This is a genomic window from Eikenella sp. NML03-A-027 (assembly GCF_001648395.1).
GTDB lineage: Bacteria > Pseudomonadota > Gammaproteobacteria > Burkholderiales > Neisseriaceae > Eikenella > Eikenella exigua.
The window spans coordinates 96,308-114,881 of the sequence record NZ_LXSM01000007.1; the positions used below are offsets into that span (position 1 = coordinate 96,308).

At 56.9% G+C, this 18,574-nt stretch carries 19 protein-coding genes; 11 read left to right on the top strand and 8 right to left on the bottom strand.

Features of this window, described 5'->3' with window-relative positions; all coding sequences use genetic code 11:
- Positions 1-102: 102 nt before the first annotated feature.
- On the bottom strand, positions 103-717 hold the full coding sequence (nadD, locus tag A7P96_RS03890) for a nicotinate (nicotinamide) nucleotide adenylyltransferase (RefSeq protein WP_067524894.1): 615 nt from the start codon (positions 715-717) through the stop codon (positions 103-105).
- 166 nt (positions 718-883) lie between these two features.
- Positions 884-1,465, bottom strand: a complete 582-nt coding sequence (gene ruvA, locus A7P96_RS03895) for a Holliday junction branch migration protein RuvA (RefSeq protein WP_067524896.1) — start codon at positions 1,463-1,465, stop codon at positions 884-886.
- Positions 1,466-1,568: 103 nt separating this feature from the next.
- Here ruvA and A7P96_RS03900 point away from each other — a divergent pair, with 103 nt between their 5' ends.
- Positions 1,569-2,042, top strand: a complete 474-nt coding sequence (locus A7P96_RS03900; protein ID WP_067524927.1) for a NemA protein — start codon at positions 1,569-1,571, stop codon at positions 2,040-2,042.
- A 112-nt stretch (positions 2,043-2,154) separates the two neighbouring features.
- Complete coding sequence (gene glmS, locus A7P96_RS03905) at positions 2,155-3,996, top strand: glutamine--fructose-6-phosphate transaminase (isomerizing) (protein ID WP_067524898.1); 1,842 nt, start codon at positions 2,155-2,157, stop codon at positions 3,994-3,996.
- A 437-nt stretch (positions 3,997-4,433) separates the two neighbouring features.
- Here the strand turns inward: glmS and asd are convergent, their stop codons facing one another.
- The gene (gene asd, locus A7P96_RS03910; protein ID WP_067524902.1) at positions 4,434-5,552 is read right to left on the bottom strand and encodes an aspartate-semialdehyde dehydrogenase; all 1,119 of its coding nucleotides are present in this window, start codon (positions 5,550-5,552) and stop codon (positions 4,434-4,436) included.
- A gap of 198 nt (positions 5,553-5,750) precedes the next feature.
- Here asd and gap point away from each other — a divergent pair, with 198 nt between their 5' ends.
- Positions 5,751-6,779, top strand: a complete 1,029-nt coding sequence (gap, locus tag A7P96_RS03915) for a type I glyceraldehyde-3-phosphate dehydrogenase (protein WP_067442452.1) — start codon at positions 5,751-5,753, stop codon at positions 6,777-6,779.
- Positions 6,780-7,064: 285 nt separating this feature from the next.
- On the opposite strand, the gene A7P96_RS03920 is transcribed toward gap, so the two are convergent.
- Positions 7,065-7,544, bottom strand: a complete 480-nt coding sequence (locus A7P96_RS03920) for a peptidylprolyl isomerase (RefSeq protein ID WP_067447141.1) — start codon at positions 7,542-7,544, stop codon at positions 7,065-7,067.
- A gap of 538 nt (positions 7,545-8,082) precedes the next feature.
- The gene (locus A7P96_RS03925; protein ID WP_067524904.1) at positions 8,083-9,309 is read right to left on the bottom strand and encodes an aspartate kinase; all 1,227 of its coding nucleotides are present in this window, start codon (positions 9,307-9,309) and stop codon (positions 8,083-8,085) included.
- Between the two features lie 283 nt (positions 9,310-9,592).
- Here A7P96_RS03925 and A7P96_RS03930 point away from each other — a divergent pair, with 283 nt between their 5' ends.
- Both A7P96_RS03930 and radA read left to right on the top strand, forming a co-directional pair.
- Positions 9,593-10,204 carry a class I SAM-dependent methyltransferase gene (locus A7P96_RS03930; RefSeq protein WP_067524906.1) on the top strand — a complete coding sequence of 204 codons (612 nt, stop codon included), beginning with the start codon at positions 9,593-9,595 and terminating at the stop codon, positions 10,202-10,204.
- Positions 10,205-10,274: 70 nt separating this feature from the next.
- Positions 10,275-11,654 (top strand): DNA repair protein RadA, encoded by a 1,380-nt coding sequence (gene radA, locus A7P96_RS03935; protein WP_067524907.1) that lies wholly within the window; start codon positions 10,275-10,277, stop codon positions 11,652-11,654.
- Between the two features lie 242 nt (positions 11,655-11,896).
- Here radA and gloA read toward each other — a convergent pair whose 3' ends face one another.
- Positions 11,897-12,292 carry a lactoylglutathione lyase gene (gene gloA, locus A7P96_RS03940; protein WP_067442606.1) on the bottom strand — a complete coding sequence of 132 codons (396 nt, stop codon included), beginning with the start codon at positions 12,290-12,292 and terminating at the stop codon, positions 11,897-11,899.
- Positions 12,293-12,502: 210 nt separating this feature from the next.
- On the opposite strand from gloA, the gene A7P96_RS03945 reads away from it, so the two are divergent.
- A complete protein-coding gene (locus A7P96_RS03945; protein WP_067524909.1) occupies positions 12,503-13,213 on the top strand; it encodes a YafY family protein in 711 nt (236 codons plus the stop codon).
- Positions 13,214-13,334: 121 nt separating this feature from the next.
- Entirely contained in the window at positions 13,335-13,928 is a 594-nt protein-coding gene (locus A7P96_RS03950; RefSeq protein WP_067524911.1) for a glutathione S-transferase family protein, read from the top strand.
- 97 nt (positions 13,929-14,025) lie between these two features.
- On the opposite strand, the gene A7P96_RS03955 is transcribed toward A7P96_RS03950, so the two are convergent.
- A complete protein-coding gene (locus tag A7P96_RS03955; protein WP_064105350.1) occupies positions 14,026-14,688 on the bottom strand; it encodes a peptidoglycan DD-metalloendopeptidase family protein in 663 nt (220 codons plus the stop codon).
- Between the two features lie 217 nt (positions 14,689-14,905).
- Between A7P96_RS03955 and A7P96_RS10205 the strand changes: the two genes are divergently transcribed.
- A complete protein-coding gene (locus A7P96_RS10205) occupies positions 14,906-15,055 on the top strand; it encodes a hypothetical protein (RefSeq protein ID WP_196761666.1) in 150 nt (49 codons plus the stop codon).
- A gap of 83 nt (positions 15,056-15,138) precedes the next feature.
- Here the strand turns inward: A7P96_RS10205 and A7P96_RS03960 are convergent, their stop codons facing one another.
- Complete coding sequence (locus tag A7P96_RS03960) at positions 15,139-15,552, bottom strand: nuclear transport factor 2 family protein (protein WP_067524912.1); 414 nt, start codon at positions 15,550-15,552, stop codon at positions 15,139-15,141.
- A gap of 165 nt (positions 15,553-15,717) precedes the next feature.
- Here A7P96_RS03960 and A7P96_RS03965 point away from each other — a divergent pair, with 165 nt between their 5' ends.
- The 3 genes from A7P96_RS03965 (at position 15,718) to purN (ending at position 18,390) form a co-directional block, all read left to right on the top strand.
- Entirely contained in the window at positions 15,718-16,197 is a 480-nt protein-coding gene (locus A7P96_RS03965; RefSeq protein WP_067524914.1) for an FxsA family protein, read from the top strand.
- Between the two features lie 115 nt (positions 16,198-16,312).
- Complete coding sequence (gene murI / locus A7P96_RS03970; RefSeq protein WP_003821951.1) at positions 16,313-17,128, top strand: glutamate racemase; 816 nt, start codon at positions 16,313-16,315, stop codon at positions 17,126-17,128.
- Between the two features lie 641 nt (positions 17,129-17,769).
- Positions 17,770-18,390 (top strand): phosphoribosylglycinamide formyltransferase, encoded by a 621-nt coding sequence (purN, locus tag A7P96_RS03975; RefSeq protein ID WP_067524916.1) that lies wholly within the window; start codon positions 17,770-17,772, stop codon positions 18,388-18,390.
- The last annotated feature ends 184 nt before the right edge of the window (positions 18,391-18,574 follow it).

Sequence of the window (18,574 nt, forward strand, 5' to 3'; positions counted from 1 at the left end):
ACGGGTGGCATTTTATCGCTTGGCGCGGAGGAAAGGCTACCTGAAAACAGCGTGGAGAAAATTTCAGGTAGTCTTTGCTTTTGAAAGAGGCTACATGAAAGTTTATGTGCCGATATGGCAATACAGTTGGTGTTGCCGGATGTAGCCGAGCACGGCGGGGGGGATGTCGGGGCTGGTGTGTTCGGTGGCGAGCTGTTGGCGGATTTGGCTGGAGCTGATGGGTAGCGGCTCGGCTTGCAGGATGTGTAGGCGGCCTTGGGGTAGGGCTTCGGCTAGCCAACTTTGGAGTGGGGCAGGAGCTTGGGCGAGGTTGCTGCCGGGGCGGGGGGCGGCGGCCATGCGGCATTGGCGCACGAGGTTTTGCCAACGATGCCAGGTGTGCAGTTGCAACAGGCTGTCCATGCCGATGAGCAGCCAGAGCTCGGCAGCGGGGAAGTGTTGGCGGAAGATTTGCACGGTTTCGTGGGTGTAGGTGGCGCCTTGTCGGACGATGTCGCAGTCGCTCACGGCGAGGCGGGAATCGGCTTGGGCGGCGATTTCGGCCATAGCTAGGCGGTGCTGGGCGGCGGTGCGGGGGGTGGTTTTGTGGTAGGGGTCGCCGGCGGGCAGGAGGATGACGCTTTCTAAATCCAGCTCGTCGGCAAAGCTGCGGGCAATGTGCAGGTGGCCGTTATGGATGGGGTCGAAGGTGCCGCCGAAGAGGCCGATGCGGGGCATGGTGGGGTTCCTTTGCGGTGGGTTTTAGGTAGCCTTTGGCTGGGCGGCGCCAATTCGCTTAACTTTTGCTATGGTATTGGTTCGCCTTGCTTGGGTAGTGTGTTAATTTGCCATATAAGGGGCTACCTGAAAATGGTCCGATAAATTTCAGGTAGCCTTTATCTGGTTATTTCAGCAGGTTTTTTAGGGCTAAACGCACGCCTTCGCCCACTTCGGTGTCGGGCGGGATACCTTTGGCGGCGGCGCGGGCTTCTTTTTCGTTGTAGCCCAGGGCGAGCAGGGTGCTGACGATGTCTTCGCTGCTATCGCCTGCTTGGGCGGCAGGCTGGGCTTGGGCACTGCCGGAGGCGGTGAGTTTGCCGCGCAGTTCGAGCACCATGCGTTCGGCGGTTTTCTTGCCGATGCCGGGGGCGGAGGAGAGGCGTTTGATGTCTTCGGCGGCGATGACGGCAGCAAGCTCGTCGGCGCTCATGGCGGAGAGGATGCCGAGCGCCGTTTTGGCGCCGATGCCGCTCACTTTGATGAGTTGGCGGAAGGTGTTGCGTTCGCTGTGGCTGCCGAAGCCGAAGAGGAGGTGGGCATCTTCGCGCACGATGAGCTGGGTGTAGAGCGAGACGGTTTCGCCCACGGGGGGCAGGGTGTAGAAGGTTTGCATAGAAACGTCGGCTTCGTAGGCGACGCCGTTTACGTCGATAACGACTTGCGGGGGGATGGCTTCGATGAGTTTGCCGGTGAGCTTGCTGATCATGGGATGAGGCTACCTGAAAAATGGGAAGAGGGGCATTATATCGGTTTATTCAAAAGGGTTATAATCGGGCATTGATTTTGATTGGGTTCAAGGGGGAATGATGATGAAACAACGGAATTTTGCGGCTGCCGCCTGCGTTGTGTTGTTGGCCGGCTGTTCGGGCAGCAATGTGCTGCTGGGCTTGGGCTTTACCGGCCGCTATCTAGGCGTGGGCACGGGCTTGAGTATTCCGGTTGGCAGCCGGAATAACGGCAGCAATGTGCAGGATTTGGGCGGTTTGCGCATTATTGAGGAGCAGGTGGTAACGTATTTCGATGCGCAGGGCAAGGCAGTGCAAAACGAAGTGAAGGGCGGCTACTACCGCCGGCTGCTGAGCCGCCAGGGCAGGGGTTATTTGGTGCAGGATTTTTACGAGAGCGGGCAGAAGCGCAGCGATGCCATGTTGCTCACCCGCGAGAGCCTGTATGATTTCCGTGCCCATCCGCAAAACGGGGTGCTTACCACTTATGCCATCAATGGCAATATTCTGTATCAGCAGAATTTTAGGAACGGTAAGATGGTGTCGGCTTCGTATTGAAGCGGGCAATATTGGCGAACCGGGCTGACTGAAAGGTAGTCTGGTTTGCTATAATCTGCCCGATTTTTTGCCGCTTCGGCGGCTGGCAACCAAATAGTAGAAGGGCTTTGCAATGTGCGGTATTGTGGGCGCGGTGCGCGCCAAGCAAAATGTGGTGGATTTTCTCACCGACGGCCTGAAGCGGCTGGAGTATCGGGGCTATGATTCTTCCGGTATTGCAGTGGGCACGGAGCAGGGCGTTATCGAGCGCGTGCGCCGCGTGGGCCGCGTGCAGCAGATGGAAGACGCAGCCAAGGTAGCCGGCCTGTGCGGCCACATCGGCATCGGCCACACCCGCTGGGCTACGCACGGCGGTGTAACCGAGCCCAATGCGCATCCGCATATTTCAGGTAGCCTGATTGCAGTGGTGCACAACGGCATCATCGAAAATTTCGAGGAAGAACGCGCCCGCTTGCAAGGCTTGGGCTATGTGTTTGAATCGCAAACCGATACGGAAGTGATTGCACACAGCGTACACCGCGAATACACCGCCAACGGACACCAGCTGTTTGCCGCCGTGCAAGCTGCCTGTGCGCGTTTTCACGGCGCGTATGCGATTGCCGTGATGGCGCAGGATAAACCGGCAGAATTGGTGGTGGCACGCATGGGCTGCCCGCTCTTGGTGGCCTTGGGCGAGGGTGAAACCTTTGCTGCATCAGACGTTTCTGCCGTGGTGGCCTTCACGCGCCGCATCGTGTATCTGCAAGACGGCGATATTGCCGAATTGGGCAGCGAAGGCATCCGCCGCCTCGTCGACTGCAGCGGGCAGGAAGCCAAACGCGAAGTGCGTGTGTCCGAGCTGTCGCTCACCTCGTTGGAGCTGGGCCCTTACAGCCACTTTATGCAGAAGGAAATTCACGAACAGCCCAAGGCAATTGCCGACACCGCCGAAGTATTCCTCGGTGGCGGCTTTGAGCCGGAAAACTTTGGTGCCAAAGCGCGAGAAGTGTTTGAACACATCCGCAGCATCAAAATCTTGGCCTGCGGCACCTCCTACTACGCCGCGCTCACCGCCAAATACTGGCTGGAAGCCATCGGCAGAGTGCCCACCGATGTGGAAATTGCCAGCGAATACCGCTACCGCGACGTGATTGCCAGCTCCGACCAACTGGTGATTACCGTATCCCAATCCGGCGAAACGCTGGATACCATGGAAGCCTTGAAATACGCGCAATTGCTGGGGCAGAAGCACAGCCTTTCCGTGTGCAACGTGATGGAATCTGCCCTGCCGCGCGAGAGCGAACTGGTGCTCTACACCCGCGCCGGCGTAGAAATCGGCGTGGCCTCCACCAAGGCCTTTACCACCCAGCTGGTGGTATTGTTCGGACTGGCGGTTACCTTGGGCAAAATGCGCGGCTATGTTTCCGAGCAGCAGGCGCAGTCTTATATGGAAGAGTTGCGCCAGCTGCCCGGCAGTATCCAGCACGCGCTCAACCTCGAGCCGCAGATTGCCGCCTGGGCGCACAAATTCGCTGAGAAAAACAGTGCCCTGTTTTTAGGGCGCGGCATCCACTATCCCGTGGCCTTGGAAGGCGCGCTGAAACTCAAAGAAATCACTTATATCCATGCCGAAGCCTACCCCGCCGGTGAGCTCAAACACGGCCCCTTGGCGCTGGTGGATGCGAATATGCCCGTGGTGGTGATTGCGCCGAACGACAGCCTGCTGGATAAAGTAAAAGCCAATATGCAGGAAGTGGGCGCGCGCGGCGGCGAGCTGTTTGTGTTTACCGATTTGGACAGCAACTTCCTGCCCAGCCCCAATGTGCACATCATCCGCACCCCGCGCCACGTGGGTGTACTCTCGCCGATTGTACACACCATCCCCGTACAGCTTCTGGCCTACCACGCCGCCTTAGTGCGCGGCACGGATGTGGACAAACCGCGCAATCTGGCTAAATCAGTAACGGTGGAATAGCGCTGCTGGAGTGAAAAAAGGCTACCTGAAAGTTTTGGGCTTTCAGGTAGCCTTTGGTTTGAGGAGTAGATATAGGGTGTCGCGGATTAAGGTTAAATCCAGATAAGGCGGTGAGCTGCAGGTAATACAGCTAATGCGGTAAGGTGAGCCAATGTATCTGACAGGCTGTGTTGCATGGAGGTGTGAGGCCGGGTAGTTCGTTGGGTAGCAGGCTGATGCTGCAGCAAAATGTTTGTGTTAGTGCGTAGTGAAATGACGAACAGCGGCTGACCAGGCTGGAAATTTAGGTTTCGTGAGGCGGAATATGGAGAGTGTTAGGCTGGCAAATTGGGGGAGGAGGATCGATTTGTTGTGATCGAAATGGCTGGCAGTAACGAAACAGGCTACCTGAAAATTTTCAGGTAGCCTGTGTTTGTCGGATTGAGGCTAAGACACCATCAATCTAAATTGCCCAATACGATGCGCAGGATGCGGCGGATGGGTTCGGCCGCGCCCCAGAGCAGTTGGTCGCCCACGGTGAAGGCGCTGATGTATTCGCCGCCCATGGCGAGCTTGCGGATGCGGCCTACGGGCACGGTGAGCGTGCCGGTAACGGCGGCGGGGGTGAGCTCGTGCATGCTGGCTTCTTTGGTGTTGGGCACGACTTTCACCCAGTCGTTGGCACCGGCGAGCAGGCTTTCGATTTCGGATACGGGCAGATTCTGTTTCAGCTTCAGGGTGATGGCCTGGCTGTGGCAGCGCATGGCGCCGATGCGTACGCACAGGCCTTCCACGATGGTGGGGCGGCTGCCGCCGAGTATTTTGTTGGTTTCAGCGTCGCCTTTCCATTCTTCTTTGGATTGGCCGTTGCCCAAGTCTACGTCGATCCACGGAATCAGGCTGCCGGCCAGCGGCACGCCGAAGTTGGCTTTGGGGTAGTCGGGCGAGCGCAGGAAGTCGGATACTTTGCGGTCGATATCGAGGATGGCGCTGGCGGGGTCGGCCAGTTCGGCGGCCACTTGGCTGTGGATGGCGCCCATGCCGTTGATGAGTTCGCGCATGTTTTTCGCGCCCGCGCCGGAGGCGGCTTGGTAGGTCATGCAGGAAGCCCATTCCACCAGGCCGTTTTGGAACAGGCCGCCCAAGCCCATGAGCATGAGGGAAACGGTGCAGTTGCCGCCGATGTAGTTTTTCACGCCGTTTTGCAGGGCGGCATCGATTACGTTGCGGTTGACCGGGTCGAGCACGATGACGGCATCGTCGTTCATGCGCAGGGCGGAGGCGGCATCGATCCAGTAGCCGTTCCAGCCGGATTCGCGCAGCTTGGGATACACGGATTTGGTGTAGTCGCCGCCCTGGCAGGTAACGATGATGTCCATTTTGGCCAGTTCGGCGGGGTTGTTGGCATCAAGCAGGATTTTGGCGGCCTGGCCGAAATCGGGGGCGTTGCCGCCTACGTTGGAGGTGGTGAAGAAATAGGCCTCGGGGATATGGGCGAAATCGTTTTCTTCGCGCATACGCTGCATCAAAACCGAGCCGACCATGCCGCGCCAGCCGACAAATCCTACTTTTTGCATAACTGCTCCTTGATTGGTAAAGAAGTATGAATGAAATGATACTGCCTTTTTAACCCTGCGGCGGGGAAAAGTAAAGGGGGGGTAAAACAGCGAGGGGTGGGTTTTCACCAGCAAAGCCGCTATAATGCGATTCGTTATTTTGTGTCTGCCCGGGCTGTTTGGCGCGGGGTTTTCTTAGAACCTACGAAAGGTGTAAATATGAGTTTGAAGATTGCCATCAACGGCTATGGCCGCATCGGCCGCCAGGTGTTGCGCGCTATTTACGAATACGGCTTGCGCGACCAGTTTGAAGTCGTCGCCATCAATACCGGTGGCGATTTACAAACCAACGTTCACCTGACCAAATTCGATACAGTGTACGGCCGCTTTGCCGCCGAGGTGTCGCACAACGAAACCCATTTGATTGTGAACGGCGACAAAATCCGCTTCTTGTCTCAGCGTGATCCGGCCGATCTGCCGTGGAAAGAGCTGGGTGTGGATTTGGTGTTGGAGTGTACCGGTGCCTTTACCAGCAAAGAGAAAAGCTCGGCACACATCAAAGCTGGTGCGAAAAAAGTGCTGATTTCCGCGCCTGGCGGTGATGATGTAGACGCCACCATCGTATACGGTGTGAACCACCAAGTACTCACGCCCGGGATGACCGTTGTATCCAATGCTTCCTGCACTACCAACTGCCTGGCACCCGTGGCCAAAGTGCTGGCCGATGGCATGGGCATTGCCAAAGGCTTGATGACCACCATCCACGCTTTTACCAACGACCAAGTGCTCACCGACGTGTGCCACAAAGACCTGCGTCGCGCCCGCAGCGCGGTGGAAAACATGATCCCCACCAAAACCGGCGCTGCCAAAGCCGTGGGCTTGGTGCTGCCCGAGCTCAAAGGCAAGCTCGACGGCTTCGCCGTGCGCGTGCCCACCATCAATGTTTCGCTGGTGGATTTAACCTTTGAAGCCGGCCGCGATACCAGCGTGGAAGAAATCAACGCACTAGTGAAAGCCGCCAGTGAGGGCGATCTGAAAGGCGTGCTGGGCTACAACACCCTGCCGCTGGTATCTTCCGACTTCAACCACACCACCCAGGCTTCTGTATTTGACAGCACGCTGACTAAAGTTTCCAACGGCAATATGGTGAAAGTGTTGTCTTGGTATGACAACGAATGGGGCTTCTCTTGCCAGATGTTGAACACCGCCCGCGCGATGTTCGGGATGCTGGTGCGCCCGTTTGAGTAATGCTTGTTTGTGATGTGAAAGGCTACCTGAAAGGTTTCAGGTAGCCTTTTGTGTGGTGTGTTGGTTATCGGTCGGCTTTGCTATGCCGATATTTTGTTTGGCTTGCTTCAGGTAGCCCAAAAGATTTCAGGTTACCTGAAAGTGCGGTTTCAACGAAGTTAAAACGAAGTACAGCGGAGTTTCTGCGAAGCTAAAGTTTACGGCCTCCAACTTTGAAAGAAAAAACAGGCGGGCTGCCTATTGTGGCAACTTGTGGCAACCCGCCTGTTTGTACGAATACGGTAGTTAGTGGTGATGGCCGTGTGTACCATGGGCATGGCCGTGGGCGAGTTCTTCGGCAGTAGCGGGGCGGATTTCGGCTACTTTGCCTTTAAAACGCAGTTTCATGCCGGCCAGCGAGTGGTTGCCATCCACCACGGCTTTGCCGTCGGCAATGTCGGTTACGCGGTAAACTAGGGTATCGCCGGTTTCGGGGTCGTCTGCTTCAAACATCATGCCCACTTCCACTTCCACGGGGAAGACGTTGAGCGGCTCAAGGCGCACCAATTCGGGGTCTTGCTCGCCGAATGCATCATCGGGGGAAAGGGTTACGTCCACTTCTTCACCCACGGTCTTGCCGTGCAACGCTTCTTCCACCAGCGGGAAAATGCCGTCGTAACCGCCATGCAGGTAGGCGATGGGCTCTTCTGTTTTGTCGATTAGCTGGTTGTTGGCATCAAACATTTCGTAATGCAGAGTTACTACGGTGTCTTTTTCGATGTTCATGGCAAGTCTTTCCTGCTTGGGGACGGTTAGGAAAATACTATTTTACTGCATTGCAAGGTTTAGGCAATGTGGCAGTAGCTTGGGCGTGGTAGGAGGAAATTTGCCGACACTCTGTGTTTGTTTGTATACGCAGTGGTGGAACGGTTGAGGTTAAATGGCGGAGGTGGCCTAGGTGTGGAGGATTGCGGTTTGGTTGGGGGTGTTGTTTTCTGTTGATTTATTTTAGGTTTTGTTGTGTTTAGGTAGGTTGGCTGGTGGTGTGTGGAAACAACGGAAGGGTTTTCAGGTAGCCTTTGTGGCGACGGGGATAGAGTGGTTTGTGAATATGGATAGTTTACAAAAAGATAAAATTTTTTTACTCGGAATACGGGCTAGGTCGGATAAATAAAAGGTCGGCATAGCAACGCCAACTTACTCTTGCCACGTTTTAGTTGTGTTTTCAGGTAGCCTCTCCTCCTAAAGGCTACCTGAAAATGAAAATTTGGTTTTTACAAGGTAAAAAATACCCCGTGCCGGAGGGGGCTGCGGGGTAGGGCGGTTATTGCTGGCGGTCGAGGCCGAAGGCTTTGTGCAGCACGCGGGTGGCGAGTTCAAGGTATTTTTCGTCGATCAACACGGAAACTTTGATTTCGGAAGTGGAAATCAGTTGGATATTGATGTTTTCCTCGGCCAGGGTGCGGAATATTGTGGCGGCCACATCGCTGTGCGAGCGCATGCCGATGCCGACGATGGAAACTTTGCACACGGTGTCGTCGCCGTGGATATCGGATGCGCCAACACTTTCCCGCACACTTTGCAAAAGCTCGAGCGTGTGGCGGTAGTCACCGCGCGATATGGTGAAGGAAAAATCGGTGGTGCCTTCTTCACCGGCGTTTTGGATAATCATGTCCACTTCAATATTGGCGGCGGAAATTGTGTCCAAAATCTGATAGGCGATACCAGGCTTGTCGGGAACGTCGCGCACGTTGATGCGGGCTTGGTTTTTGTCGAATGCGATACCGGATACAATGGCTTTTTCCATGTTGGGGTCTTCCTCGTAAGTAATCAGGGTGCCTTCGCCGCCATCGGTGAGGCTGCTCAATACGCGCAGGCGCACTTTGTATTTGCCGGCAAATTCTACCGAGCGGATTTGCAGCACTTTGCTGCCCAGGCTCGCCAATTCGAGCATTTCTTCAAATGATACGGTGTTCATGCGCCGCGCTTCGGGCACCACGCGCGGGTCAGTAGTGTAAACGCCGTCCACATCGGTGTAGATTTGGCATTCGTCTGCTTGGAGTGCGGCGGCCAGCGCCACGGCGGAAGTATCGGAACCGCCGCGCCCCAGCGTGGTGATGTTGCCTTCGGCATCTACGCCTTGGAAACCGGCCACAATCACTACTTTGCCTGCCGCTAAATCGGCACGCATTTTGCTGTCGTCGATGTATTCGATGCGGGCTTTGGTGTGGGAATTATCGGTTTGCACCAACACCTGCCAGCCGGTGTAGCTCTTGGCCGGAATGCTGATGTCCATCAACGCCATGGCCAAAAGGCCGATGGTTACCTGCTCACCGGTGGCGAGCACAACATCCATTTCGCGTGGGTCGGGAAACTCCTGGATTTCGTGTGCCAACGCCACTAGGCGGTTGGTTTCGCCGCTCATGGCGGACACCACCACCACCACGTCGTGCCCTTCGGCACGGGCACGGGCAATGCGTTTGGCCACATTCTTAATGCGATCGGGGCTTCCCACCGAAGTCCCGCCATATTTCTGTACCAATAAAGCCATTTGCTTGAATACTCTCTTTACTTTTGAAACCAACCCGTATCACATATGGCAACGGATTGGCCGAAAATTGGGAAGTGGACAGTTTGCCGATTTATCAGGCAGAGCGGCATTATTGCCAGTTCGGCATAAAAAAACAAGCCTCACATCGCCGCAGCCGTGCCATTACCTAGGGTCGCAGCAGTATTCGCGGCAGAACTTTTCCCTTGTCGGGTCAACCGCCGCACAAAGGGTTTGCTACAATCCGCCTGCCCGAATACGCAACGGCTACCTGAAAAATCCCACCATGCTCCGCACCCTTAAAACCATCTGGCACGGCCTCACTGCCAAAGGCGTACTCTTCCCCTACCAGCTCGCCTTCACCCTGCTCATCCCCCTGCGCAACTGGGCGCTTTCCCCCGCTGAGCTGCTGCGCCGGCTCGAGTTGCAGCCGCAACAGCGCATTCTCGAAGTGGGCTGCGGGCCGGGCTATTTCAGCCCTGCGCTCGCTCGTGCCGTGCCGCAGGGCAGCTTGGTGTTGGCCGACATTCAGCCCGAAATGCTGGCCAAAGCACGGCAGCGGCTGGAAAAACGCCATATTACCAATGCCGAATACCACCTGTGCAGCGGCAGCAGCTTTCCCTTTGCCAGTGCCTCTTTTCACCGCATCGTGCTGGTAACCGTTTTAGGCGAAGTGGCCGAACAAGCAGCCTACCTCGCCGAGTTCCACCGCCTGCTCGCTCCAGACGGGCTGCTGTCCATTTCCGAAGCCGCCGGAGATGCGGATAAACTCAGCCGCACCGAGCTTATCCAATTGCTCGAGCAATACGGCTTCACTCCTGTGCAACAGTTCGGCAACGAGCGCAACTACACGCTGAATTTCAGCAAAACAGATTTGAGCTTGGCAGAAACCCGCTGAGCTTTCAGGTAGCCTCATCCAATAGTTAAAAAGGCTACCTGAAAATAAAAGATACAAGGAAAACAATACCATGGCCAAAGCCCCAAAAACCCTCTACATCTGCACCGAATGCGGCGGCACCGTGCCCAAGTGGCAGGGCAAATGCCCGCACTGCGACGAGTGGAACACCTTGCAGGAAGGCCTTGCCGCGCCCGAGCCGAAGAATGCCCGTTTCCAATCGTGGGCGGCGGACACCACGCAAGTGCAGGAATTATCGAAAGTTACCGCCGCCGAAGTGCCGCGCGAACCCACCGGCATGGGCGAACTCGACCGCGTGCTCGGCGGCGGGCTGGTGGACGGTGCAGTGATTTTGTTGGGCGGCGACCCCGGCATCGGCAAGTCCACGCTGCTGCTGCAAGCCGTTGCCCTGATGGCGAAAAAACGCAAAGTGCTGTATGTGTCGGGCGAGGAATCGGCGCAACAGGTCGCCCTGCGCGCGCAGCGTTTGGGGCTGGATGCGGACGGCGTGCACCTGCTGGCAGAAATCCGCTTGGAAGCGGTGCAGGCTGCTTTGAAGCAGCACCAGCCCGCCGTGGTGGTCATCGATTCGATTCAAACCATGTATTCCGACCAAATCACTTCCGCGCCCGGCTCCGTGTCGCAGGTGCGCGAGTGCGCCGCCCAGTTCACGCGCATGGCCAAGCAGATGGGCATCGCCATGATTTTTGTCGGCCACGTGACCAAAGACGGCGCGATTGCCGGCCCGCGCGTGCTGGAACACATGGTGGATACCGTGCTGTATTTCGAAGGCGACCAGCATTCCAACTACCGCATGATTCGCGCCATCAAAAACCGCTTCGGCGCGGCCAACGAGCTGGGCGTGTTCGCCATGCTGGAAAACGGACTCAAAGGCGTATCCAACCCCTCCGCCATCTTCCTCGCTAGCTACCGCGACGACGTGGCCGGCTCGTGCGTGCTGGTAACGCAGGAAGGCAGCCGCCCGCTGTTGGTGGAAATCCAAGCGCTGGTGGACGACGCGCACGGCTTCACGCCCAAGCGGCTTACCGTCGGCCTCGAACAAAACCGCCTCGCCATGCTCTTGGCCGTGCTCAACCGCCACGCCGGCATCGCCTGCTTCGACCAAGACGTGTTCATCAACGCCGTGGGCGGCGTGAAAATCAGCGAACCGGCGGCGGATTTGGCGGTGATTCTGGCGATGGTGTCCAGCTTCCGCAACAAGCCGCTGCCCGAAAAAATGGTGGCCTTCGGCGAAGTCGGATTAAGCGGCGAAGTGCGCCCCGTGGCACGCGGGCAGGAGCGGCTGAAAGAAGCGGAAAAACTCGGCTTCAAACGCGCCATCGTGCCCAAAGCCAATATGCCGCGCAGCAGGAAAGAATTTGCCGGCCTGGAAATCTTCGGCGTGGAACGGTTGGACGAGGCGGTGAGATTGTGCAGGGATTTGGCGGAGTAGGGTGCAGGCTGCCTAAGAAATAGAGATATAGCAGATTCACTTAACTTCCGATACGGCATTGTCTTGCCTTGCCTCCTTTCTGTACCGTCTGCGGCTTGCTGCTTTGTATTGAAATTTAATTGAATCTATTATGGGATGGGCAATTGTTGCCTGTGTGTTTGGTGTTTTTACGGCCGTCTGAAACCGATCATTGAAAAGGCTACCTGAAAAATTCAGGCAGCCTTTATTGTTTTCCTATTGCCTTAATCTTCACGGCCGTGTTTTTGGATGAATTCGATTTTGTAGCCGTCCGGGTCTTCCACGAAGGCGATAACGGTGTTGCCGTGTTTCATCGGGCCGGCTTCGCGCACCACTTTGCCGCCTTTGGCGCGCACGGCATCACAGGCGGCGTAGGCGTCTTCCACTTCGATGGCGATGTGGCCGTAGGCATTGCCGAGGTCATAGCTTGCGGTATCCCAGTTGTGGGTAAGTTCAAGCACGGCAGTCTCGTCTTCGCTGCCGTAGCCGACGAAGGCAAGAGTGAAGCGGCCTTCGGGGTAGTCTTTGCGGCGCAGAAGTTTCATGCCAAGCACTTCTTGGTAGAAGGCGAGGGAGGCTTCGAGGTTGCCGACGCGTAGCATGGTGTGGAGGAGTCGCATGGTTTGTCCTTGGTAGGTGTTGGCTAGGGAAGCGGATTGTAGCAGGTTCACGGCGGGCTGCGGAGCTTGGGGCTGCCTGAAAATGACGGAGCCTGATTTCATATAGCCTCTTGCCGCGATTGTTTGCAAACGCGGTATCATCTCTATTATTTTCAGGTAGCCTCCAATTCAAGTCGTCAGGTTACCTGAAAAATCATCCGGAGACTCATCATGCCCAGCCGTACCGACCGCCTGCTCAAACTTTTGCAGCTGCTGCGCGCCAGCCGCCATCCGAAAAGTGCGCGGCTGTTGGCGCAGGAGTTGGGCATCAGTGTGCGCTCGGTGTATCGCGATATCGATACTTTGCGCGGGCAGGGCGCGGTGATTGGCGGTGAAGCGGGCTTGGGCTTCGTGTTGCAGCAGGATTGCAATCTGCCGCCGCTGATGTTTAGCGAAAACGAACTGGAAGCGCTGATGTTGGGCATGCGTTGGGCGGCGGCACATGCCGACGGCGAAATGGCTGAGGCGGCGCGCGCGGTGTTGGGCAAGGTACACACGGTGTTGCCGGCACGCCTGGCCGAGCAGGCGGCGGCGCATGCGGTGTATCCGATGGGCGGTACGGCGTATGGGAGCGGCGAAACACAGGTGTTGGCGCTGGTACGACAGGCTTTGCGGCAGGAAACGGCGCTCAGCTTCAGCTATACGGATTTGCGCGGGCAGGCCAGCAGGCGAACGGTGTGGCCGGTGGCGCTGGGCTATTTGGACGATGTGCGGTTGTTGGCGGCTTGGTGCACGTTGCGGCAGGCCTTCCGCCATTTCCGCTGCGACCGCATCAAGCAAGCCCAAATCGGCGCGGCCTATTCCATGCCGCACCGCCTGCTGCTGCAATGCTGGCGGCAGCAGGAGGGGCTGGATTTGAGCTCGTTTGATTTGAGCCGCTAGTGTTGATTTCGTTTCAGCGATGGTTTTGGCTGCTGACAAAAACTGACACAGCCATGGCGTATCATGACTGCACTTTCAGGCTACCTGAAAACATAATAAACTGTTTTAAAAAGGAAACATCATGAGCAAAATCACCCTCTATACCGTGCACCCTTCGCGCGGCAACAATGTACGCTGGATGCTGTCCGAATGCGGTGCGGATTACGACACTGTAGCGCTGGATTACCCGCAGCTCAAAGAGGCAGACTATTTGGCCATCAACCCGATGGGCAAAGTGCCCGCCATTACGCACGCCGGGCAAGTGATTACCGAGTTGCCCGCCATCCTCACCTATCTGGCCGAACTTTTCCCCGAAAAACGGTTGATCCCGGCTGCGGGCACGCCGGAGCGCGGGCAATACTACCGCTGGCTGTGGTTTGGCACGCAGCTTGAATACGCCATTCTCGACCGTTGGCAGCAAGTGCCGCAGAGCGAAGATCGGCGCCGCGCTATCGGCTATGGCGATTTCGATACTGTGTTGCACACCCTGCAAACCCTGCTGGCCGACGGCCGCGAATACGCTGTGGGACAACACTTTAGTGCGCTCGATTTATATTTGAGCGGCCTCTTGGCTTGGGGCATGTTCCGCACCCAAGTGGTGCCAAACGTTGAGCCGTTTGCAAGCTATATGCAGCGGCATCTGCAACGGCCGGCAGCGCAGGCGGCACAGAACTAGGGCGTTGGCGCAAAAAAAGGCTACCTGAACATGAGCTTCGCAGCAATGCGCGGAGCTTGTTTCAGGTAGCCTTTATATGTGTATATGTGCCAAGCGTTTATTTCGGCAGATAATCCATCGGATTGACGGCTCGGTTGTTTACGCGCACTTCGAAGTGCAGTTTCACGCGGTCGGTGCCGCTGCTGCCCATGGTGGCGATGGTTTGCCCGGCGGATACCTGCTGGCCTTCGCGCACGCTGATTTGGCTGTTGTGCGCGTAGGCGGTGAGCATACCGCCGGTGTGGTTGATGAGGATGAGCTTGCCGTAGCCACGGATGCCTTCGCCCACGTAGCTCACGCGGCCGGGGGCGGCGGCTTTCACGGGGGTACCGGCGCTGCCGGCGATGTCGATGCCTTTGCTGGAGGAGCCGTTAAACTGGGTGATGATTTCGCCCCGCACCGGCCATTGCAGGCTGCTGGGCGCGGCGCTGGTACGCTCGGCCGGGGTGCGTGTTACTGTGCGGTTGGGCGTATTGCTGGCGGATGTGCTGCGGTTGGTGCCGCTGCCCACGCGCAATCGTTGGCCCACTTCGAGCTGGGAGGAGTTTTTCAGGTTGTTCCAGGCCATTAGGCGGGAGACGGGTTGGTTGAAGCGTCGGCTGATGCGGTAGAGCGTGTCGCCGCGCTGCACGCGATAGTATTGATCGCCGGAGGAGGTGCCGGCGCAGGCGGCCATGAGGGCGGTGCATAAGAGGGCGGTGCAGGCGGAAGAGAATTTCATGAAGCGCTCCGTGTGATGGGGCAGCTGGGCTACCTGAAAAATGAAAGATACAGCGAGTGTGAGCTAAGCAAATTTGGCATGTGCTCAAGTGTGCTGTAAAGAAGTGCTTCTATCATACTATAGGAAACGGCAGGTAAACAAACCGGCCGGTCGGGCGGCGTTGGTGCGAACAGGGTATGATGTGGCTGTTTGCAAAATATAGCGCGAGGAGAGGGCTATGCCTTCTGCATTCAATCCGCAGGCCGCAACCGATATTTATTGCTTGCTATTTGAGCAATACGAAACGTTAGATTTAATGGGCCCGGTGGAGTTTTTGTTTCGCCTGCCGCAAACTAGATTGAAGCTGACCCTTTCAGGTAGCCTTTGAATGCAGTGGGCTTGGGAAAACTTTGCAAAATACCCGCTTGATTTTATGTATGGCGGGCAGATATAGGGATGGCTGTTGTGCCCTCAGGCTTGAGCTTTGGATAGCGCGGATTGAATCAGCATCTGCGTACCGAACCAGCCCCAGTAGATGCGGTGGCGCCAGATGAGGCCGTCTTTGAGCTGCATCAGTTCTAAAATGTCGATTTGCTCGCCATCGGGCGTTTGGCGCGGGTATTCCCACACGAGGAGGTCGCCGCTGGCAAGGTATTGGCCGCTGCGATACCAGCGCACCAATTCGTTGGGGCGGCGGTGGGTGCCTTCTTCGAGGAAGCGGCCGATTTCGGCTTTGCCATGCAGCACGCCGCTGTTTTGATTAAGGATGATGGGCACCAGGGGCGATTCGAGCTCGGCTGCTTCGTGATACAGTGCGAGCAGGGCGGCGGTGTTGCGGCTTTTGGCGGCTTCGTGCCATTGCCGGTAGATTTGTTCGGCAGTCATGATGTTTCCCAGTGTTGGATGCAAAAACCGAATACTACGCTTACTGGTGCTAACAGGCTACCTGAAAATGAGCGAAGCGTATTTCGTTAAACGATGCCTTAACATGGCTAAGGCGGAGTTTCTGCGAAGCTAAAATCATTTCTTTGTTTGAAAAGGAAAAAAACGATGCGTTACCTTGGAATTTGGCTCTTGCTGTTGGCGGGGGCGGAAGCGGCTTCGATTGTGATGGTGGCCGAGCGGCTTGGCGGGATGCCCACGCTTTTGCTGATGGTGTTGTCGTTTATGGCCGGGATGGTGATGCTGCGCAACCTGGGTTTTTCTTCGGTGATGCTGGCCGGATCGCTGTTTAATAGCCGGGGCGAGGTGTCGTTTTACCAACTGCTGTGGCCGCTGCGCTATATTGTGGCGGCGCTGCTGTTGATGTCGCCCGGTTTTGTGTCCACTGCTTTGGCTTTGCTGCTGATGCTGCCGATTAAGGGCGGTCCGGCGGCGGTGCGGCCCAACCAGATGGGGCAGAACTACCGATCTTCCGGTTACGGTGCGGACGGCGACATCATCGACGGCGAGTTTGAAACCGTGCGCCCGCAAGAGGAGCGTGAAGAAACCCGCTTGCTGGAACAGCACGATTACAAGCCGCCGCAATAAGGCTGATTAACCTCAAAAGGCTACCTGAAAATCGATACAAAGATTTCAGGTAGCCTTTCGCTTATCCGCCGCGCGTGTACAATACGCCTTTTCCCGCAACAGCAAACCCAGCAACATGAAACCGAACAGCCTCACGCAGCGCCCCATCGGCGTATTCGATTCCGGCGTCGGCGGGCTCACCGTGGTGCGCGCGCTGATGGAGCGGCTGCCTAACGAAAACATCGTTTATTTCGGCGACACCGCCCGCGTGCCCTACGGCGTGAAATCGCGCAGCACCATCGAAACCTACACCGCGCAAATCGTTGAATTCTTAATGCAACACGACGTGAAAGCGCTGGTGATTGCCTGCAACACCATCGCCGCCGTGGCCGGCGCCAAAGTGCGGCAAACCGCCGGCGGCATGCCCGTGCTCGACGTGATTGCCGCCGGCGCGCAAGCCGCGCTGGCCACCAGCCGCAACGGCCGCATCGGCATCATCGCCACGTCCACCACCGTCAACTCCAACGCCTACGCCCGCGCCATCCACGCGCAAAATCCGCAGGCGCGCGTGCCCTCCCAGGCCTGCCCGCTGCTGGTGCCGCTGGTGGAAGAAGGCTGGCTCGAGCACGAAGTTACCCGCCTCACCGTGCGCGAATACCTCAAGCCGCTGCTTGCCGAAGACATCGACACCCTCGTGCTCGGCTGCACTCATTATCCCCTGCTCAAACCCCTGCTGCAAAGCGAGGCCCCGCATCTGGCACTGGTGGATTCCGCGCTCACCACCGCCGAAGCCACCGCCGCCGCCCTCGCCGAGGCCGGCCTGCTCAACCCCAGCCAAACCCCCGCCGACTACCATTTCTATGTGAGCGACATCCCCCTGCGCTTTCAAACCATCGGTGAACGCTTCCTCGGCCGCAGCCTTGAGCAAATCGAAATGATGCGGCTGGGCTGATTGCCCCTAATCTTTTCAGGTAGCCTGAGTAACGCCACAGGCTACCTGAAAAAGGGCAAACTATTTTTTATAAGGTATCAGTTGGGTTCAGGCAACTGCTTTGGATTTCAGGTAGCCTTTGCCATGTGTGTCCTGTCCCCCTTTGCGCCTCATGCCGGCGCGGGGCACTCGTTTAGCTGCGTAAAAACAAGCTCTCTTGCAGAGGTCTTGTTTTAACTTCGTTAAAACGAACCCTTCTAGCGAAGGTTTCGTTTTTGCTCCGCAGAAACTCGCCCCCCTTCGGAGACCTCGTTTTCTTTGCTTCGCCAAAGAAAGGAAGCAAAGAAAGGCGACTGCGGGCACAGGTTTGGCTTCGCCAAACTTCCCTCACTCCGCGCGGTTTTTCGGGCGCAAAGAGAAACTGGATTAGCTGCAACTTGCGGCTACGCCGCTTCGGGCATGCAAGCCCTTGTCCCCCGAAAAACCTCGCTCCGTTCGGCTGCGCCAGCAGGGAGCGGCACAGCCCAGCCGATTGCACCAAATGTTTCGTTCCTGACTTTAAAAGAGGTTATTTTTATTTTTTATTAGTTGGTTATACGATATTTGCATACACAAGAGGCTACCTGAAAAATATTCCCCACCACTTTTCCAACTATTCCGCCATGACCAAAACCGTCATCCTCATTTCCGGCCGCGGCAGCAATATGCAGGCCGTGGTGCAGGCCGATATCCCTAATCTGCACATCGCCGCCGTGCTCTCCGACAACCCACAAGCCCCCGGCCTGGCCTGGGCGACAGAGCAGGGCATCCGCACCGCCGCCCTCAATCCCAAAGACTACCCCAGCCGCGCCGATTTCAACCAAGCCATGCTCGAACTCGTGGCCAGCCACGCGCCCGACCTCGTGCTGCTTGCCGGCTATATGCGCATTCTCCCGCCCGAGTTTTGCAGCCGCTTTGCTAATCAAATCATCAACATCCATCCCTCCCTATTGCCCGCCTTCCCCGGCCTGCATACCCACCAACGCGCCATCGACGAAGGCTGCCGCCTCGCCGGCTGCACCGTACATTTCGTAACCGATAAGCTCGATTGCGGCCCCATCATCGCCCAAGGCGCCGTGCCCATATACGATTCCGATACTGCCAATACCTTGGCTGCGCGCGTGCTGAAAATCGAGCACCAACTGCTGCCGCAAGCCGTGGCCGACTTCGCCGCCGGTAATCTGAGCATCCGCGGCAAACGGGTGCATAACCGGCGCACCGCGGGCGAAGCCGGGCAAGATTGAGCGTATGGCAAGCAGGGGCAACTTATATTGTCCACATCAAAAATGTTTTGTTTATCTTTTTCAGGTAGCCTTCAAGCAGCGGGATAGATGTTTACAATATCTTGTTTTTTGTTACAATCAGATCATCGGCAATACCCTTATTCCCCTTTCCAAACAGGAGCGGCAAGATGAAGCAAACCATGAT

Excerpts from the sequence above, each read along its gene's own strand:
- asd (WP_067524902.1), bottom strand. The coding sequence starts at position 5,552 with ATGCAAAAAGTAGGATTTGTCGGCTGGCGCGGCATGGTCGGCTCGGTT.
- A7P96_RS03925 (WP_067524904.1), bottom strand. The coding sequence starts at position 9,309 with ATGGCTTTATTGGTACAGAAATATGGCGGGACTTCGGTGGGAAGCCCC.
- purN (WP_067524916.1), top strand. The coding sequence starts at position 17,770 with ATGACCAAAACCGTCATCCTCATTTCCGGCCGCGGCAGCAATATGCAG.
- A7P96_RS03945 (WP_067524909.1), top strand. The coding sequence starts at position 12,503 with ATGCCCAGCCGTACCGACCGCCTGCTCAAACTTTTGCAGCTGCTGCGC.
- A7P96_RS03920 (WP_067447141.1), bottom strand. The coding sequence starts at position 7,544 with ATGAACATCGAAAAAGACACCGTAGTAACTCTGCATTACGAAATGTTT.
- glmS (WP_067524898.1), top strand. The coding sequence starts at position 2,155 with ATGTGCGGTATTGTGGGCGCGGTGCGCGCCAAGCAAAATGTGGTGGAT.
- gap (WP_067442452.1), top strand. The coding sequence starts at position 5,751 with ATGAGTTTGAAGATTGCCATCAACGGCTATGGCCGCATCGGCCGCCAG.
- radA (WP_067524907.1), top strand. The coding sequence starts at position 10,275 with ATGGCCAAAGCCCCAAAAACCCTCTACATCTGCACCGAATGCGGCGGC.
- A7P96_RS03960 (WP_067524912.1), bottom strand. The coding sequence starts at position 15,552 with ATGACTGCCGAACAAATCTACCGGCAATGGCACGAAGCCGCCAAAAGC.
- A7P96_RS03965 (WP_067524914.1), top strand. The coding sequence starts at position 15,718 with ATGCGTTACCTTGGAATTTGGCTCTTGCTGTTGGCGGGGGCGGAAGCG.
- A7P96_RS03930 (WP_067524906.1), top strand. The coding sequence starts at position 9,593 with ATGCTCCGCACCCTTAAAACCATCTGGCACGGCCTCACTGCCAAAGGC.
- A7P96_RS03900 (WP_067524927.1), top strand. The coding sequence starts at position 1,569 with ATGAAACAACGGAATTTTGCGGCTGCCGCCTGCGTTGTGTTGTTGGCC.
- A7P96_RS03955 (WP_064105350.1), bottom strand. The coding sequence starts at position 14,688 with ATGAAATTCTCTTCCGCCTGCACCGCCCTCTTATGCACCGCCCTCATG.
- murI (WP_003821951.1), top strand. The coding sequence starts at position 16,313 with ATGAAACCGAACAGCCTCACGCAGCGCCCCATCGGCGTATTCGATTCC.
- nadD (WP_067524894.1), bottom strand. The coding sequence starts at position 717 with ATGCCCCGCATCGGCCTCTTCGGCGGCACCTTCGACCCCATCCATAAC.
- ruvA (WP_067524896.1), bottom strand. The coding sequence starts at position 1,465 with ATGATCAGCAAGCTCACCGGCAAACTCATCGAAGCCATCCCCCCGCAA.
- gloA (WP_067442606.1), bottom strand. The coding sequence starts at position 12,292 with ATGCGACTCCTCCACACCATGCTACGCGTCGGCAACCTCGAAGCCTCC.
- A7P96_RS10205 (WP_196761666.1), top strand. The coding sequence starts at position 14,906 with ATGCCTTCTGCATTCAATCCGCAGGCCGCAACCGATATTTATTGCTTG.
- A7P96_RS03950 (WP_067524911.1), top strand. The coding sequence starts at position 13,335 with ATGAGCAAAATCACCCTCTATACCGTGCACCCTTCGCGCGGCAACAAT.